We start from the raw sequence: 15,498 nt of genomic DNA, 5'->3' as shown, positions 1-15,498 counted from the left end.
GCTCACAGCTCGTGGCCGAGGTCGGCCGCCAGCCGCTTCACCAGGTCGTACGCGGCGTCCGGGATCACGGTGCCGGGCGGGAAGACGGCCGCGGCGCCCATCTCCAGGAGCGTGGGCACGTCCTGCGGCGGGATCACGCCCCCCACGACGATCATGATGTCCTCGCGGCCCTCGGCGGCGAGCTCCGCACGCAGCGCCGGTACGAGCGTGAGGTGCCCGGCGGCCAGCGACGAGACGCCGACGATGTGCACGTCAGCCTCGACGGCCTGGCGCGCGACCTCCGCCGGGGTCTGGAAGAGCGGGCCGACGTCCACGTCGAAGCCCAGGTCGGCGAAGGCGGTCGCGATGACCTTCTGGCCGCGGTCGTGGCCGTCCTGGCCCATCTTGGCGACCAGGATGCGCGGCCTGCGCCCCTCGGCCTCCTCGAAGGAGGACACGAGCGTGCGGGTGCGTTCCACGGACGGGGACGAGCCTGCTTCGGTGCGGTACACACCCGAGATCGTACGGATCTGCCCCGCGTGCCGCCCGTACGAGGTCTCCAGGGCGTCGGAGATCTCGCCGACCGTCGCCTTCGCGCGGGCCGCGTCGACCGCCAGGGCCAGCAGATTGCCTTCGAGCCCGGGACCGGGATCCCGCTCGGCCGCCGCGGTCAGCGCCCGCAGCGCGTCCTGGCAGGCCGCCTCGTCGCGCTCCTCGCGCAACCGCTTCAGCTTGGCGATCTGCTGGCTGCGGACGGACGAGTTGTCGACCTTCAGGACGTCGATCTGCTCGTCGGTCTCCACGCGGTACTTGTTGACGCCGATGACCGGCTGGCGGCCCGAGTCGATGCGTGCCTGCGTCCGCGCCGCGGCCTCCTCGACGCGCAGCTTCGGGATGCCCGCGTCGATGGCCTGCGCCATGCCGCCCGCCGCCTCGACCTCCTCGATGTGCTGCCAGGCGCGCCGCGCCAGGTCGTGCGTCAGCTTCTCGACGTACGCGCTGCCGCCCCACGGGTCGATCGTGCGCGTCGTGCCCGACTCCTGCTGGATGAGCAGCTGGGTGTTGCGGGCGATGCGCGCGGAGAAGTCGGTGGGCAGGGCGAGCGCCTCGTCGAGGGCGTTCGTGTGCAGCGACTGGGTGTGGCCCTGCGTCGCCGCCATCGCCTCGACGCACGTGCGCGTGACGTTGTTGAACACGTCCTGCGCGGTCAGCGACCAGCCCGAGGTCTGCGAATGGGTGCGCAGCGAGAGCGACTTGGGGTTCTTCGGGTCGAACTGCTTGACCAGCTTCGCCCACAGCAGGCGCGCCGCGCGGAGCTTGGCTACCTCCATGAAGAAGTTCATGCCGATCGCCCAGAAGAAGGAGAGCCGCGGGGCGAACGCGTCGACGTCCAGGCCCGCCTCCTGGCCGGCGCGCAGGTACTCCACGCCGTCCGCCAGGGTGTAGGCCAGCTCCAGGTCGGCCGTCGCGCCCGCCTCCTGGATGTGGTACCCGGAGATCGAGATGGAGTTGTAGCGCGGCATCTTCTGCGAGGTGTACGCGAAGATGTCGGAGATGATCCGCATCGAGGGCTTGGGCGGATAGATGTAGGTGTTGCGGACCATGAACTCTTTGAGGATGTCGTTCTGGATGGTCCCGGCCAGCTTCTCGGGCGGTACGCCCTGCTCCTCGGCGGCCACGATGTACAGCGCGAGCACGGGCAGCACGGCGCCGTTCATCGTCATCGACACGGTCATCTTGTCCAGCGGAATGCCGTCGAAGAGCTGACGCATGTCATAGATCGAGTCGATCGCCACACCGGCCATGCCGACGTCGCCCGTCACGCGCGGGTGGTCGCTGTCGTACCCGCGGTGCGTGGGCAGGTCGAAGGCGACCGAGAGGCCCTTCTGGCCGGCCGCGAGGTTGCGGCGGTAGAAGGCGTTGGACTCCTCGGCGGTGGAGAATCCCGCGTACTGCCGGATCGTCCAGGGCTGGTTGACGTACATCGTCGGGTAGGGGCCGCGCAGATAGGGCGCGACACCGGGGTACGTCTCCAGGAAGTCGAGGCCTTCGAGGTCGGCGCCCGTGTACAGCGGTTTGACCGCGATGCCTTCGGGCGTCTCCCACAGGAGGTCGTCGTCGGCCTTGCCGGTGGACTCCTCGACGGCGCCGCGCCACTGGTCGTGGGAGACCTTCGAGGACTCGGCGGAGGCGTCCGGGGTCAGGCCGACACCGGAGAAGTCGGGGATCGCCATTACGCCACTCCCATGTGGTCGAGGGTGGAGGAGAGCACGGACACGGCGTCGCAGCCCGCGAAGACGTAGCTGTCGACGCCGGTGAACTCCGCGGGGCGGCCCGCGAGGAACACGCGCCGCGCGCCCGCCGACGTGAGGGCCGCGGCGACCGCCTCGGCCTGCTCCGCGTAGAGCGGGTCGCTGGAGCAGAGGCACGCCACCGTGGCACCGCTGGCCGCGAACGCCTCGGCAGCCGTCGTCGCGTCCACCGTCACCGGGTCGTGGACGGCCTCGATGCCGCCCGCCTGGAAGAGGTTGGAGGCGAACGAGGCCCGCGCGGTGTGCGCGGCGGCCGGGCCGAGCGCGGCGAGGAACACCCGGGGGCGGGCGCCCGTGGCGGCGAGGTGCGCGTCCGAGCGGGAGCGCAGGGCCTCGTACGCCTCGTCGCGGCGCACGCGCGGCAGGCCGCCCGTCGGTCCGGCTGGCGGGGCCTCGCGCTCGACCGGACGCTCCGTCAGGTTCGGGAACTCGCTGACTCCGGTGATCGGTTCCCGGCGCCTGGCCAGCTTCTTGCCGCGCTCGGCCCAGGTGGCGGCGAGCCGCTCGCCGATCAGGCCGGCGCGCAGGGCCGCGGCCTGGCCGCCCGCGCGCTCGATCTCCTGGAAGAACTCCCAGCCCGCGTGGGCCAGTTCGTCGGTGAGCCGCTCCACGTACCAGGAGCCGCCCGCCGGGTCGATCACCCGGGCGAGGTGCGACTCCTCCAGGAGGATCGTCGAGGTGTTGCGGGCGATGCGGCGCGCGAACGCGTCCGGCAGGCCCAGCGAGTGGTCGAAGGGCAGGACGGTCACGGAGTCGGCGCCGCCGACCCCCGCGCCCAGGCAGGCCACCGTCGTCCGCAGCATGTTCACCCACGGGTCGCGGCGCGACATCATCACCGGCGAGGTCACGGCGTGCTGGCGCTGCGCCCCCGCCTCCGGCGCGCCGCAGACCTCGGCCACGCGGGCCCAGAGCCGCCGGGCCGCCCGCAGCTTGGCGATGGTCAGGAACTGGTCGGCGGTGGCCGCGTAGCGGAACTCCAGCTGGGCGCAGGCCGCATCGACCGGGATGCCGGCGTCGGTCAGCTCGCGCAGGTAGGCGACCGCCGTGGCGAGCGAGGCGCCGAGCTCCTGCCCGGCCGAGCCGCCCGCCTCGTGGTAGGGCAGGGCGTCGACGGTCAGCGCGCGGAGGTGGGGGTACTCCTGCCCGCACAGCCGGGCCAGTTCGACCGCGGCGGCGGGGTCGAGCCGCTCGCCGGTGCGGGCCTCGTGGCCCAGGGGGTCCGCGCCGAGGGTGCCGCGCGCGGCGTCCTTCGGGATGCCCCGCTCCTCGTACAGGCGGAACAACTCGCGGGCCGCGGGCTCGAATTCGGCGCCCGCGTCCATCGCCACCGGTGCCAGGTCGAGGAAGACGCCCTCCAGGGCGCGCTCGATGCCGGAGACCGGGAGCGCGCCGGGGCCGACGCCGAGCCACAGCGAGGTGACGCCGTTCTCCAGGTCCGCGAGCACGGTCGCGTTCGACCCCGCGGGATCCGTGGCCGCGTGCCGCTGTCGCACGTCCCAGCCGGCCGCGGCACTGCCCGCGGCGGTGCCGCCCCTGACAAAGGGGGCGAAACCCGGGTAACCGGCGTCGGGCGCGGCGTCGCGGGCGGTGTACAGGGGGCGGGTGCTGAGCCCGTCCTCGAGTGCGGTGGACAGCGCTTCCTCTGCGGCCGGTCCCGATACGTCCTTACCCGCTTTGCGCAGCACGCCTTCCACCAGGCGCTGCCACTGCTCATGGGTCGCATCAGGGAACTCGGCGGCCAGGGAGAGCCCGTCGTCAGGCAGGACCGTCATGGGCATGATGCTAGGGCGGAACCCCTGGCACTCGGTGCCGTGGAGGGCTGTGACCTTGGCCTCTCCCGGACGCTCTTGATCTCAAACGAGCGGGCGGCTACGGCGGGGCGGGGTCCGGGCCCCTCCGCGCCCGCTCCGGTGTCATTCCAGGCCAGAGGCCCGGAAGACCCCTTCGGCGGTCTCGCGGTCGATGCGGTCGGCGAGCCGGCGCAGCGCGGTCGCGCCGCAGAGAAGCGAGCCGGTGGCGACAGATGTGCGGGCGCCTTCGGCCACGAGACGCCAGATCGCCGGATTGACGACGAGCACCTCGGGGTCGAGCAGGACCTCGCCGCCGTCCGCGTCCCGCAGGACGAGCCGCGGCGCGATGCCGTCGCGACGGCGCACCGCCACGAGCCGGTCGAGGCGCACCGACCGGACGCGGACCGGGCCGCGCGAGACCAGGGTCGTGCCGTGCGCCGCCACGCGCGGCGGCGTCAGCGCGGCGAACAGCGCGACGCCGAGGGCGAGCCAGAGCAGCGCCCGCCAGCCGCCGAGCCTGCCGGTCGCCGCGTCCAGCGCCAGCAGCAGCCCGCAGAGCAGCGCGGCGCAGCAGGCGGCGGAGCGGGCGTCCCCGGTCCAGGTGCGGTCATGTGTCCACGGATCGCGCTCCGTGGACCCGGACGGCGCGGGGACGCCGGGAGTGCGCCGTGCGGGGCGCGTCGTACGTCGGGCCATGGGGTGACGTTAGGCGCGCGCTCCGGGGGGACGTGCCGCTGCCGCGCCACCCTTGACGCACCGCTGACGCGCCCGGCCACGGCCCGTCAAGCGCGCGTCAACGCGGGCCTCCGGCCCGTCAACGTCCCGTCATGGAGGGTCGGACGGCACCTGGTGCCGGGCATAGCGTCCTTCCAGGCCCCGGGTTCCTGCCCGGCCCCCGGGGCCCTCGTTCACCGAACAGGATCCTCAAGGAGGAACCCCATGGCAGAGCTCCAGTGCGGCGAGGACCCCGAGCCCTCCGAACCCGGCCCGGCCGGACCGCTCTTCGTCCCCGTCCGGCCGGGACCCGCGGGCTGCGTGGCCCGCCTGTTCCGCACGCCCGTCGGCGGCCGTACCGCCGTCGCCTTCACCACTCCCCGGCGGCTGAGCGCCGCCCTCGGCGAGCGCCAGGCCTGGATCAGGCTCTCGGAGCCTGCGCTGCGGGCCCTCACCGAGCCGCTGGGCGTCCGCGAGGTCACCGTCGACCCCCGGCTCGCCGCGCACCCGGTCGGCGTGCCCGAGCGGCCCGCGCCCGTCTGGCGCGAGTGGGACCCGCGATCCGTCGGCGCGCTGCGCGTCACCGGGGCCGCCGCGCTGGTCGGCGCCCTGACCGCGTGGATCGGCTGAGGACGCGCGAGCGCAGCGGACGCGCAAGAACACGAGGACGAGGACGAGGCGAAGAGAGAACCTGCCATGACCACCCTGTACGAACCCCTGACCCCGGACGCCACCGCCGACGACCTGTCCGTCTGGCCCGCGTCCACCGCACGGCTGCCGCACGGCGACCTCGCCGTCGGCGGCGTACCGCTCACCGAGATCGCCGGGCGCTTCGGCACCCCGGCCTACCTCATCGACGAAGCCGACGTACGCACCCGCTGCCGCACCTATCTGCACGCCTTCCCCGGCGCCGAAGTGCACTACGCCGCCAAGGCGTTCCTGTGCCGGGCCATGGCCCACTGGGTGGCGGAGGAGGGGCTCGGGCTCGACGTCTGCTCCGCCGGGGAGCTGGAACTCGCCGTGACCACGGGCTTCCCCGCCGAGCGCATCGTGCTGCACGGCAACGCCAAGAGCCCGCACGACCTGGAGGCCGCGCTGCGGCTCGGCGTGGGGCGCATCGTCATCGACAGCGCCTCGGAGATCGCGCGCCTCGCCGCCGCCGTGCCGCCGGGCAGCCGCCAGAAGGTGATGGTCCGGGTGGTGCCGGGCATCGCCGCGGGCGGCCACGCCAAGATCCGTACCGGGACCGACGACCAGAAGTTCGGCCTGTCGATCACGGACGGGTCCGCGCAGCACGCCATCGCCCGCATCATCGGCCAGCCCGGACTCGAACTGACCGGCCTGCACTGCCACTTGGGCTCACAGATCACCACCGACAAGCCGTTCCTCGCCGCCGTGCGCCGCCTGGTCGGCTTGATGGCCCGCGTCAAGGACCAGCACGGCGTCACCCTGCCCGAACTGGACCTCGGCGGCGGCCACGGCATCGCCTACCGCCCGGGAGAAGCGGCCCTCGACATCACCGCCCTCGCCCGCAAGGTGCGCGCCGCGCTGCACGAGAGCTGCGCGGCGGCCGGCCTCGCCGTGCCCAAGCTGCTCATCGAACCGGGGCGCGCCATCGCGGGGCCCGCCGGAGCGGTCCTCTACCGCGTGCTCGCCGTCAAACGGACCGGCGCGAGCACCTTCGTCGCCGTGGACGGCGGGATGAGCGACAACCCGCGGCCCGCGCTGTACGGCGTGCGGTACGCGCCGCGGCTCATCGGCAGGCACTCCACGGCCGCGCCCGCGCCGGTGACCGTCGTCGGGCGGCACTGCGAGGCCGGGGACGTGCTCGCCTCCGGCATCGAACTGCCCGGTGACGTCAGGCCGGGAGACATCCTGGGCGTGCCGGTGGCCGGGGCCTACCACCTGTCCATGGCCTCGGGCTACAACCTCGTCGGGCGCCCGCCGGTGGTGGCCGTCGCCGACGGGCACGCGCGGCTCCTGGTGCGGCGCGAGTCCCTGGACGACTTCCGCAGCAGGGACGTGGGCCTGTAGCGCGGCCGGTTCCGAAGCCGGGTTCAGGAGCCGAGATAGCGCAGGACGGCGAGCACACGGCGGCTGTACCCGGTCGTGCCGGTCAGCTCCAGCTTGTCGAAGATCGCGTTGATGTACTTCTCGACGGCGCTCTGCGACACGTGCAACCGCGCGGCGATCGCCGCGTTCGTGTGGCCCTGCGCCATCGCGGCGAGCACCTCGCGCTCCCGCGGCGTCAGACGCTGGAGCGGGTCGGTGTGGCTGCTGAGGGTCAGCAGCTGCCGTACGACCTCCGGGTCGAAGGCGGTCTGGCCCGACGCGACCCGCTCCAGGGCGTCCAGGAACTCGTCGACCTGGACTACCCGGTCCTTCAGGAGGTAGCCGACGCCTTCGGTGGCGGTGGTCAACAGCTCGGTGGCGTAGCGCCGTTCGACGTACTGCGACAGGACGAGGACGCTGGTGGCGGGCCACTTCGCGCGGATCTCCAGCGCGGCCCGCAGCCCCTCGTCGGTGTGCGTGGGCGGCATCCGGACGTCGATCACCGCCGCGTCGGGCGGATCCTGCGCCACGGCGGCGAGCAGCGCCCGCGCGTCACCGACCGAGGCCGTGACGGTGTGCCCCTCGTCCGCGAGGAGCCGGGCCAGGCCCTCCCGCAGCAGCGTCGAGTCGTCGGCGAGCATTACGCGCATGGGAGCTCCGCGGTGATGAGGGTGGGCCCTCCGGCGGGGCTGTCCACGGTGAGGGTTCCGTCCAGTGCGGCCACGCGCCGGGCGAGCCCGAGCAGACCGCTGCCCGACGGGTCGGCGCCGCCGCGTCCGTCGTCCTGGACGCGCAGGTGCAGCACGGCGTTCCGCTGTTCGGCGCGGACGGTGACGAGGGTGGCGCCCGAGTGCTTGACGGCGTTCGTGACGGCTTCGGCGGCGACGAAGTAGGCCACGGCCTGCGCGGTCGGCGGCGGGGTCTCGTGCAGGGCGCAGTCCAGGCGTACGGGGATGGCGGCCCGCTCGGCGACCGACTCCAGGGCCGCGGCGAGCCCGCCCTCGTCCAGGGACGCGGGGTAGACGCGCCAGGCGACCTCGCGCAGCTCGACCAGGGCCTGCTGGGTCTCCTCGTGCGCCTGGGCGAGGAGCCGGGCCGACTTCTCCGGCTCGGCGGCGCGGCGGGCTCGGCCCAGCAGCATGCCGAGGGCGACGATGCGCTGCTGCACGCCGTCGTGCAGATCGCGTTCGATGCGGCGCCGCTCGTCGTGCACGGCCTCCACGACCCCGGCCCGGCTCGCGACGAGTTCGCCGATCCGGCGCTCCATGAGCTGCCCGTCGTTCGGGCCGAGGTAGCGGCGCGCGTGCCGCTCGTCCGCGAGCGCGACGCCGTACGTCCCCTGCACGCACAGGTAGAGCAAAAAGAGACCGCCGACGGAGGAGAGCACCAGGGTGCCGGGGGAGTCGATGTCGGCGACGAACCAGCCCCACACCGCCAGTGAGGCGTAGCCCGCCCCGAGCAGCCCGCAGGCCAGCACGACCCCGCCGAGCAGCCCGAAGGCCCAGCGCGAGGCGATGTAGTTCACGGCGGGCAGGCCGGTCGGCGGGGTGGCGAGGTCGCTGCGGAAGAAGACCGTCATGCGCCGTCGCTCCACCTCGGCCAGCCGTCGGGCGCCGTCCACGATCCGGGCCTCGGCGCCGCGTCCGGTGCGCCGGCCGAGCGTGGCCAGCAGCCACAGCCCCGCGGCCAGCGCGAAGGCCAGCTCGACGAGCCCGGTGAGGGCGCCGACGAGGACGCCGGCCGTCACCCTGAGCCAGCGCTGGAGATGCGTACGCATGATCGGTCACGCTAGCCCAGCGGCGTAGGCGCGGGGACTGCGGAAAACCACAAACCTGCCCTGCGGTCCACCCCACCCGATCTGTGCGGCCGCCCTCATACCGCCGCGCGCGGCAGGGTCCCTACCGTCGGACGCATGATCCCGAATGCCGCGCACGAAGTCTCCGCCGCCGCGAACGAAGCCCCCGCGGGCGGGGTCGCGGGCTGGGCCGCCGACCTCATGGACTCGTTCGGTGCCGTCGGCGCCGGAGCGGCCATCGCCCTGGAGAACCTGTTCCCGCCGCTGCCCAGCGAGGTGATCCTGCCGCTGGCCGGGTTCGCCGCGAGCCAGGGCAAGTTCGGCCTCCCGGCGGTCCTGTTCTGGACCACGGCGGGCTCCGTCATCGGGGCGCTCGCGCTCTACGCGATCGGCGCGCTGCTCGGCCGGGACAGGACCGTGGCGCTCGCGGCGCGCCTTCCGCTGGTGAAGGCGTCCGACATCCACCGCACGGAGGAGTGGTTCGCCCGGCACGGGACCAAGGCGGTCTTCTTCGGCCGGATGATCCCGGTCTTCCGCAGCATGGTCTCGGTCCCCGCGGGCGTCGAGCGGATGCGCCTGCCCGTCTTCCTGGCCCTGACGACCGCGGGCAGCCTCATCTGGAACGCGGTCTTCGTCCTGATCGGCCACGCGCTGGGCAGCCGCTGGCACCAGGTCACCGATCTGGTCGGCCTGTACTCCAAGGGCGTCCTCGCCGTGGCCGCCCTCGCGGTGCTCGCCTTCGTCGCCCTGCGGATGGGCAGGGCGGGCAAGGGCGAGCACCGATCGACCCGTTAGGCGAGGCATCCCGCCGGGGCCCAGGGCCAGAGGCTCAGAGAATGGCGCCCGGGGTGTAGGCGGCGGCCTCGGGGTGCTCCTTGAGCACGGCCTCGATCTGCGCGACGACGACGGCGACCTGGTCGCTCGCCGCGCCCGTGAACGACAGCTTGTCGGCCATCAGGGCGTCCAGCTCGGCGCGGTCCAGCGGAATGCGGGAGTCGGCGGCGAGCTTGTCGAGGAGTTCGTTGCGCTCGGCGCCCTGCTCGCGCATGGCGAGCGCGGAGGCGACGGCGTTCTCCTTGATGGCCTCGTGGGCCTCCTCGCGGCCGACGCCCGCACGCACCGAGGCCATCAGGACCTTGGTCGTGGCGAGGAAGGGGAGGTAGCGGTCCAGCTCGCGCGCGACCACGGCCGGGAAGGCGCCGAACTCGTCGAGCACGGTCAGGAAGGTCTCCAGGAGCCCGTCGAGCGCGAAGAACGCGTCCGGCAGGGCGACGCGGCGCACGACCGAGCAGGAGACGTCGCCCTCGTTCCACTGGTCGCCCGCCAGCTCGCCGGTCATCGACGCGTAGCCGCGCAGGATGACCGTGAGGCCGTTGACGCGCTCGCAGGAGCGGGTGTTCATCTTGTGCGGCATCGCCGACGAGCCGACCTGGCCCGGCTTGAAGCCCTCGGTGACGAGCTCGTGCCCGGCCATCAGGCGGATCGTCTTGGCCAGCGAGGAGGGACCGGAGGCGAGCTGCACCAGGGCGGTGACGACCTCGTAGTCCAAGGAGCGCGGGTAGACCTGGCCGACCGAGGTGAAGGCGCGGTCGAAGCCGAGGTGCCCGGCGATCCGCTGCTCCAGCTCGGTGAGCTTGTCGGCGTCGCCGCCCAGCAGGTCGAGCATGTCCTGGGCCGTGCCGACGGGGCCCTTGATGCCACGCAGCGGGTAGCGACGCAGCAGGTCGTCGACGCGGCGGTAGGCCACGAGCAGCTCGTCGGCGGTGGTCGCGAAGCGCTTGCCCAGCGTCGTCGCCTGCGCGGCCACGTTGTGCGAGCGGCCCGCCATGACCAGCTCCGCGTACTCGCCCGACAGCTTGCCGAGGCGCGCGAGCACCGCGACGGTGCGGTCGCGCACCAGCTCCAGGGAGAGGCGGACCTGCAACTGCTCCACGTTCTCGGTCAGGTCGCGGGACGTCATGCCCTTGTGGACCTGCTCGTGCCCGGCGAGGGCGTTGAACTCCTCGATGCGGGCCTTCACGTCGTGGCGCGTGACCTTCTCGCGCTCGGCGATCGAGGCGAGGTCGACGTCGTCGACGACCCGCTCGTAGTCGGCGAGGGCGGCGTCCGGCACCTCGATCCCCAGGTCCTTCTGCGCCCGCAGAACGGCGAGCCAGAGCTGACGCTCCAGCTTGACCTTCTGCTCGGGCGACCAGAGGGTGGCGAGTTCGGCGGAGGCGTAACGCCCGGCGAGGACGTTCGGGATACGGGGCTTTGCAGGCGCGACAGTCACGTGGACGGAGTTTACCGGGCGTCCCTACAGGCTCCGAACCATCAGGGTGCTGGAGGAACCTCCAGGTCAGAGCCGATCCGTGGGGTGCGCGACGCCCGGCCGGCACCGCCCCGCCGTGGACGGCGGGGCCACGAAGCTCTCATATGATCACAAGGGTCACGTCGGGGGACATGGGGCGTGACGCGATCGAGGGGATCAGGTGAGCGGTGAGTGGTGAGCGCGGGGCGTTCGGGGCCGCGCTGCGGGAACTGCGGCTGGCGGCGTCGCTGACCCTGGAGGGTCTCGCGGAGGCGTCGGGGGTCAGCGTCCGGGGCATCGGGGATCTGGAACGGGGCCGACGGGCCGCTCCGCAGCGGCGCACGGTGGCCGCCCTCGCGGACGGCCTCGGACTGAGCGACGCGGACCGGGAGCGGCTCCTCGCCGTCGCCCGCAGCGGCCGCAGCAGGGGGTACAGCCCCGCCGGGGTCAGGACCTTCCCGCGCGGCATCGACGACTTCGTCGGGCGGGAGCAGGAGATCGCGGAGCTCCTGGAACTCGCGGACCGGGCCGAGGCCCGGGGCGCCGCCGGGACGGACGGCGGGACACCGGGCCCTGACGCCCGACCGGTGACGGTCGCGGTCTCCGGACCGCCCGGCACCGGCAAGACCACGCTGGCGCTGCACGCCGCCCGGATGCTCGCGGACCGCTTCCCCGACGGGCAGCTGGTCCTCGACCTGCGGGGCATGGACGACGAGCCGCCCGGCCCCGCCGAACTCATGCTCGGCGTGCTCAAGGCGTTCGAGGTGGCCGACCGCGACCTCGCGAAGGCAGGACCGCAGGGGCACCCGGCGCTGTACCGGCGGACACTGGCCGACCGCAGGTTCCTGCTGGTCCTGGACAACGCCCACGACGAGGCCCAGGTGCGCCCGCTCCTGCCGGGCTCCGGCGCGGGCATGGTCGTGGTGACCAGCCGGCGCATGCTCACGGGCCTGGAGAGCGTGCACCGCCTCCCGCTGGGCGAACTGAGCCCGGAGGAGGCCGCCGCGTTCCTGACCCCCCTGGTCGGGGCGGAACGCGCCGCCGCCGATCCGGACGCCCTCGCCGAGGTCGCGCGGCGCTGCGGTCATCTCCCGCTGGCCCTGCGGGTGGCGGGCAACTGGCTGGCCACCCGCACCGGCTGGACCCTCCGGCGGCTCGCCGACCGCCTCGCGCTCGACGAGCGCCGCCTGGACACCCTGGCCGCCGGTGACCTGCGCGTCTCCGCCGCCTTCGACCTGTCCTACCGCCAGCTCACGCCCACCGCCGCCCGCCTCTTCCGGCGCCTCTCGCTCGTGCCGGGCACGGACACCGGCGCCGCCGCCGCGGCCCGGCTCACCGGACAGCGGCCGTACGACGCGGAGGACACCCTGGAGGAGCTGGTGGAGGTCGGGCTCCTGGGCACCGACCGGGACCGCTACCGCCTGCACGACCTGCTGTGCCTGTTCGCCCGGACCCGTCTCGACGCCGAGGAGAGCGCCGCGGACATCCACCGGGCCCGCGCGGACCTGTACCGCTGGCTCCTGGAGACCACCGTGGTGGCGGGCCGCTGGTTCGAACCCGGCCACGGCGCGCCGCCCGCCGACTGGCAGGGCATGGTCGACCTGTCCTCCGCCGACAAGGCGCTCCAGTGGCTGAAGGCCGAGGGCGTCAACTGGCTGGCCGCCCTGCGCGCCGCCGCGGCGGACGGCGAACACGCCACGGTGGTCGAGGTGGCCGAGGCGCTGCACTGGTTCTCCGACCAGTGGATCTTCTGGGGCTACTGGCCCGAGGTCTTCGGCACCGCCGTACGCGCCGCGCGGGCCCTGGACGACCCGCTCCTCGAAGCGACCCAGCTCAACTACCACGCCTGGGCCCTGCTCCTGTGCGAGGGCCGCTTCCGCGAGAGCCTCGACCGGTCCGCCGAGGCGCTGGCCGCCGCCGGGCGCGCGGGCGATGCCGCCCAGGAGGCGTGGTCCCACTTCTACAGCGCCTGGGCGCTGCGCAAACTGGAGGATTACGCCGCGGCCGCCAGCCACATGGAACGGGCCGTCCGGCTCTTCGAGGCCGCCGGGGATCTGCACGGCAGCCTCAACGCCCGGCACGGCCACGACCTCATCCTGGCCGAGGACGGCCGCGCCGAAGCCGCTTTGGCGTCCTTCCGGAAAACGCTCGCCTTCCTGAACGAGGCGGGCGACCGCATCGCCCCGCACATCGCCGGTTTCGTCCGGCCGGGGGTGCACTCGGGCATGGCCCACAGCCTCGCCCAGCTGGAGCGGTGGCAGGAGGCCGTCCAGGAGCGCCGGACCGCGGTGGGCCTCTGGCACGACGCGGGCAACACCACGCAGGAGAGCAGCGAACTCGTCCGCCTCGGCCTCCTCCTGGCGGACGCCGGGCGCGAGGCGGAGGCGCGGGAGGCCTTTGCCCGGACCCTCGCCCTGGGACCGGACGCGGCCCCGCAGGCGGTCGAGGACGCCCGGCGCCATCTCGCGGAGGCGGCTGCTCGGGCCGAGTAGGTCCGTGCTGGTCCCTGCTGGTGTCTGCTGGTGTCTGCTGGTCCGATCAGGTCCGTACACGTCGGCGCTGGTCCGCGAGGGGCGGCGCACTTCCGCCGGGTGGTTTCTGCCTGCTTTCTGCCTGGAGAACGGCATACCCCGCTGATTGTCTGGACATGGCGGAGAAACCGGGCGGCGGCGTTGCCCCCGGGACATCCGTGCAGGACCAGGTGCCGGCTCCCGGCCCGGATCCCTGTGCGCTGCGGATCCGAGCTCTCCGCCTTGAGGCGTGTACGGAGAGGAGAGCCGGATGAACCCGGTGCTGACCATGGACGCGGTGTCCGGCCACGACCGGCTGGGCCGCTGGCGCGACACGATGGCCGAAGGCCGGGTGCCCGTGGCCGTGACGTCGGCCGGCGAAGGCCCGTTCGACGGCCGGATCACCACGGCACAGGTGGGATTCCTCGGTGTCTCGGCCGTGGAGGCGGACGCACACCGGGTGAGCCGGACGGCGGCGCACGTCGCACGCTCCGCCGAGCAGTTCGTGGTGATCGGCGTACAGCTGTCGGGCCGTACCGCCCTCGCCCAGGACGGGCGACGGGCCGAGGCGGGCCCGGGCGACCTCTTCGTGCACGACACCGCACGCCCGTACTTCCTCGACCACCCCGAGCGGTTCGCCACCCGTGCCGTGCACGTCCCCCGCCGCGCGCTGGGTCTGCCCGACGGCGACCTGCGGCGCGTCACGGGCACCGCGATCGGCACCGGTCACGGATGCGCGGCGGTCCTGAAGCCCTTCCTGGCGACGCTGGTCGACGCCGCCGAGTCGTACGCGCCGTCCTCCGCGAGCAGGCTTGCCTCCAGCGTCGTCGACCTCTTCGCCGTCCTGGTCGCCGAGCAGGCCCGGGACGCGGGAGGCGGGACGGACGGTTCGGGGGGCCATCTGGTGGCCCGCATCCGCGACCACATCGACCGAAGGCTGGGGGACCCCGCCCTCTGCCCGGAGGACATCGCGAAGGCGCACCACATCTCCGTGCGCTACCTCCACCGCCTCTTCGAGGACGAGGGCGTCACCGTCGGCCGGCTGATCCAGCGCCGCCGCCTCGAGGAGTGCGCCCGCGAACTGGCCCGCGGCGGACGGGACATGCCGTCGGTGTCGTCCGTGGCGCAGCGCTGGGGGTTCGTCAACCCCGCCCATTTCAGCCGGGTGTTCCGCGGCGCGTACGGCAGCTCCCCACGGGAGTGGCGCACTCTGCGTACGGGACCGCACGGCAGCCCTCTCGCTTGAGGACCGGCCGCGCGGACCGCCCGGGGGAGGCGGGCCGCGCGGCCGGGGCAGGTGGGGGTCAGGCGGTGGCGCGGACGGCGTCGAGGATGAGGGCGGCGACGTCCTTGGGTCGGGAGACGGCGACCGCGTGGGAGGCGCCGTCGAGTTCGACGACGGTGGCTCCCGCGCGCCGGGCGCCGAAGCGTTCGACGTCGGGGTTGATGGCCTGGTCGGCTCCGGCGATCAGGGCCCAGGAGGGCTTGGTGTGCCAGGCGGCGGCCGTGGCCTTCTCCTCGAACGCGGCCGCCGCCAGCGGCCGCTGGGCCACCGCGAGCACCTGGGTCACGGCGGCGGGCACGTCCGCCGCGAAGATCTGGGGGAACGCATCGGCGGCGATGGTGACCTCGGTCGCGGGCGCCGCACCGGCGACGGGGTACGTCGCCTCCTTCAGATTGCTGACCAGCGGCGAGAGCGGGTAGCGGCCCTGGAGCTCGCCGAGGCTCTCGCCCTCCTCCAGGGCGTAGGCGGCGACGTAGACGAGACCGACGACGTTCTCCGTGGTGCCCGCGACGGTGATCAGCGCGCCGCCGTAGGAGTGGCCCACCAGGACGACGGGTCCGTCGATCTGGGCGGCCACGGAGGCGATGTACGCGGCGTCCGACGCCAGACCGCGCAGCGGGTTCGGCGGGGCGACCACGGGAACGCCGTGGGTCTGGAGTTCCGTGATGACGCCGGACCAGCTGGCGGCGTCGGCGAAGGCACCGTGCACGAGGACGACGGTGGGAGTGGCTTCGGTGGCCATGAGGGGTGGTCTCCTGGGAGTCGGGAGTG

The 15,498-nt window shown here is 73.7% G+C and carries 12 protein-coding genes; 5 read left to right on the top strand and 7 right to left on the bottom strand.

Translation table 11 applies throughout. From position 1 onward, the window contains the following. Positions 1 to 2: 2 nt before the first annotated feature. The 3 genes from scpA to QBL25_RS08015 form a co-directional block, all read right to left on the bottom strand. Positions 3 to 2,213 (bottom strand): methylmalonyl-CoA mutase, encoded by a 2,211-nt coding sequence (gene scpA, locus QBL25_RS08025; RefSeq protein ID WP_409056324.1) that lies wholly within the window; start codon positions 2,211 to 2,213, stop codon positions 3 to 5. Then, a complete protein-coding gene (mutA, locus tag QBL25_RS08020) occupies positions 2,213 to 4,063 on the bottom strand; it encodes a methylmalonyl-CoA mutase small subunit (RefSeq protein WP_409056323.1) in 1,851 nt (616 codons plus the stop codon). Before mutA ends, scpA begins: the two co-directional genes overlap by 1 nt. Positions 4,064 to 4,204: 141 nt before the next feature. Then, on the bottom strand, positions 4,205 to 4,777 hold the full coding sequence (locus QBL25_RS08015) for a hypothetical protein (protein WP_409056322.1): 573 nt from the start codon (positions 4,775 to 4,777) through the stop codon (positions 4,205 to 4,207). 243 nt (positions 4,778 to 5,020) lie between these two features. Between QBL25_RS08015 and QBL25_RS08010 the strand changes: the two genes are divergently transcribed. Both QBL25_RS08010 and lysA read left to right on the top strand, forming a co-directional pair. Further along, positions 5,021 to 5,425, top strand: coding sequence for an SAV_915 family protein (locus QBL25_RS08010; RefSeq protein WP_409056321.1), 405 nt, complete (start codon positions 5,021 to 5,023; stop codon positions 5,423 to 5,425). Positions 5,426 to 5,491: 66 nt separating this feature from the next. Then, positions 5,492 to 6,829: a diaminopimelate decarboxylase gene (gene lysA, locus QBL25_RS08005; RefSeq protein ID WP_409056320.1), complete on the top strand. Its 1,338-nt coding sequence runs from the start codon at positions 5,492 to 5,494 to the stop codon at positions 6,827 to 6,829. 23 nt (positions 6,830 to 6,852) lie between these two features. Here the strand turns inward: lysA and QBL25_RS08000 are convergent, their stop codons facing one another. Further along, positions 6,853 to 7,488 carry a response regulator gene (locus QBL25_RS08000; RefSeq protein ID WP_409062577.1) on the bottom strand — a complete coding sequence of 212 codons (636 nt, stop codon included), beginning with the start codon at positions 7,486 to 7,488 and terminating at the stop codon, positions 6,853 to 6,855. Continuing rightward, a complete protein-coding gene (locus tag QBL25_RS07995) occupies positions 7,488 to 8,624 on the bottom strand; it encodes a sensor histidine kinase (RefSeq protein ID WP_409056319.1) in 1,137 nt (378 codons plus the stop codon). The genes QBL25_RS08000 and QBL25_RS07995 overlap by 1 nt, the downstream gene beginning before the upstream one ends. A 135-nt stretch (positions 8,625 to 8,759) precedes the next feature. Here QBL25_RS07995 and QBL25_RS07990 point away from each other — a divergent pair, with 135 nt between their 5' ends. Beyond that, complete coding sequence (locus QBL25_RS07990; RefSeq protein ID WP_409056318.1) at positions 8,760 to 9,437, top strand: DedA family protein; 678 nt, start codon at positions 8,760 to 8,762, stop codon at positions 9,435 to 9,437. A 34-nt stretch (positions 9,438 to 9,471) separates the two neighbouring features. On the opposite strand, the gene purB is transcribed toward QBL25_RS07990, so the two are convergent. Continuing rightward, entirely contained in the window at positions 9,472 to 10,914 is a 1,443-nt protein-coding gene (gene purB, locus QBL25_RS07985; protein ID WP_409056317.1) for an adenylosuccinate lyase, read from the bottom strand. Between the two features lie 206 nt (positions 10,915 to 11,120). Here purB and QBL25_RS07980 point away from each other — a divergent pair, with 206 nt between their 5' ends. Both QBL25_RS07980 and QBL25_RS07975 read left to right on the top strand, forming a co-directional pair. Continuing rightward, positions 11,121 to 13,424 (top strand): ATP-binding protein, encoded by a 2,304-nt coding sequence (locus tag QBL25_RS07980; protein WP_409056316.1) that lies wholly within the window; start codon positions 11,121 to 11,123, stop codon positions 13,422 to 13,424. 289 nt (positions 13,425 to 13,713) lie between these two features. Further along, positions 13,714 to 14,688 (top strand): helix-turn-helix domain-containing protein, encoded by a 975-nt coding sequence (locus QBL25_RS07975; RefSeq protein WP_409056315.1) that lies wholly within the window; start codon positions 13,714 to 13,716, stop codon positions 14,686 to 14,688. Between the two features lie 58 nt (positions 14,689 to 14,746). Here QBL25_RS07975 and QBL25_RS07970 read toward each other — a convergent pair whose 3' ends face one another. Beyond that, positions 14,747 to 15,469 carry an alpha/beta fold hydrolase gene (locus QBL25_RS07970; RefSeq protein WP_409056314.1) on the bottom strand — a complete coding sequence of 241 codons (723 nt, stop codon included), beginning with the start codon at positions 15,467 to 15,469 and terminating at the stop codon, positions 14,747 to 14,749. Positions 15,470 to 15,498 lie beyond the last annotated feature (29 nt).

Origin of the sequence: Streptomyces sp. SYP-A7185 (assembly GCF_046103685.1) — a bacterium.
In the GTDB taxonomy this organism is placed as follows: domain Bacteria; phylum Actinomycetota; class Actinomycetes; order Streptomycetales; family Streptomycetaceae; genus Streptomyces.
The sequence above is the reverse complement of the archived record's forward strand: the minus strand, read 5'-3'. Positions and strand labels throughout refer to the sequence as shown.

Excerpts from the sequence above, each read along its gene's own strand:
- scpA (WP_409056324.1), bottom strand. The coding sequence starts at position 2,213 with ATGGCGATCCCCGACTTCTCCGGTGTCGGCCTGACCCCGGACGCCTCC.
- mutA (WP_409056323.1), bottom strand. The coding sequence starts at position 4,063 with ATGACGGTCCTGCCTGACGACGGGCTCTCCCTGGCCGCCGAGTTCCCT.
- QBL25_RS08015 (WP_409056322.1), bottom strand. The coding sequence starts at position 4,777 with ATGGCCCGACGTACGACGCGCCCCGCACGGCGCACTCCCGGCGTCCCC.
- QBL25_RS08010 (WP_409056321.1), top strand. The coding sequence starts at position 5,021 with ATGGCAGAGCTCCAGTGCGGCGAGGACCCCGAGCCCTCCGAACCCGGC.
- lysA (WP_409056320.1), top strand. The coding sequence starts at position 5,492 with ATGACCACCCTGTACGAACCCCTGACCCCGGACGCCACCGCCGACGAC.
- QBL25_RS08000 (WP_409062577.1), bottom strand. The coding sequence starts at position 7,488 with ATGCTCGCCGACGACTCGACGCTGCTGCGGGAGGGCCTGGCCCGGCTC.
- QBL25_RS07995 (WP_409056319.1), bottom strand. The coding sequence starts at position 8,624 with ATGCGTACGCATCTCCAGCGCTGGCTCAGGGTGACGGCCGGCGTCCTC.
- QBL25_RS07990 (WP_409056318.1), top strand. The coding sequence starts at position 8,760 with ATGATCCCGAATGCCGCGCACGAAGTCTCCGCCGCCGCGAACGAAGCC.
- QBL25_RS07975 (WP_409056315.1), top strand. The coding sequence starts at position 13,714 with ATGAACCCGGTGCTGACCATGGACGCGGTGTCCGGCCACGACCGGCTG.
- QBL25_RS07970 (WP_409056314.1), bottom strand. The coding sequence starts at position 15,469 with ATGGCCACCGAAGCCACTCCCACCGTCGTCCTCGTGCACGGTGCCTTC.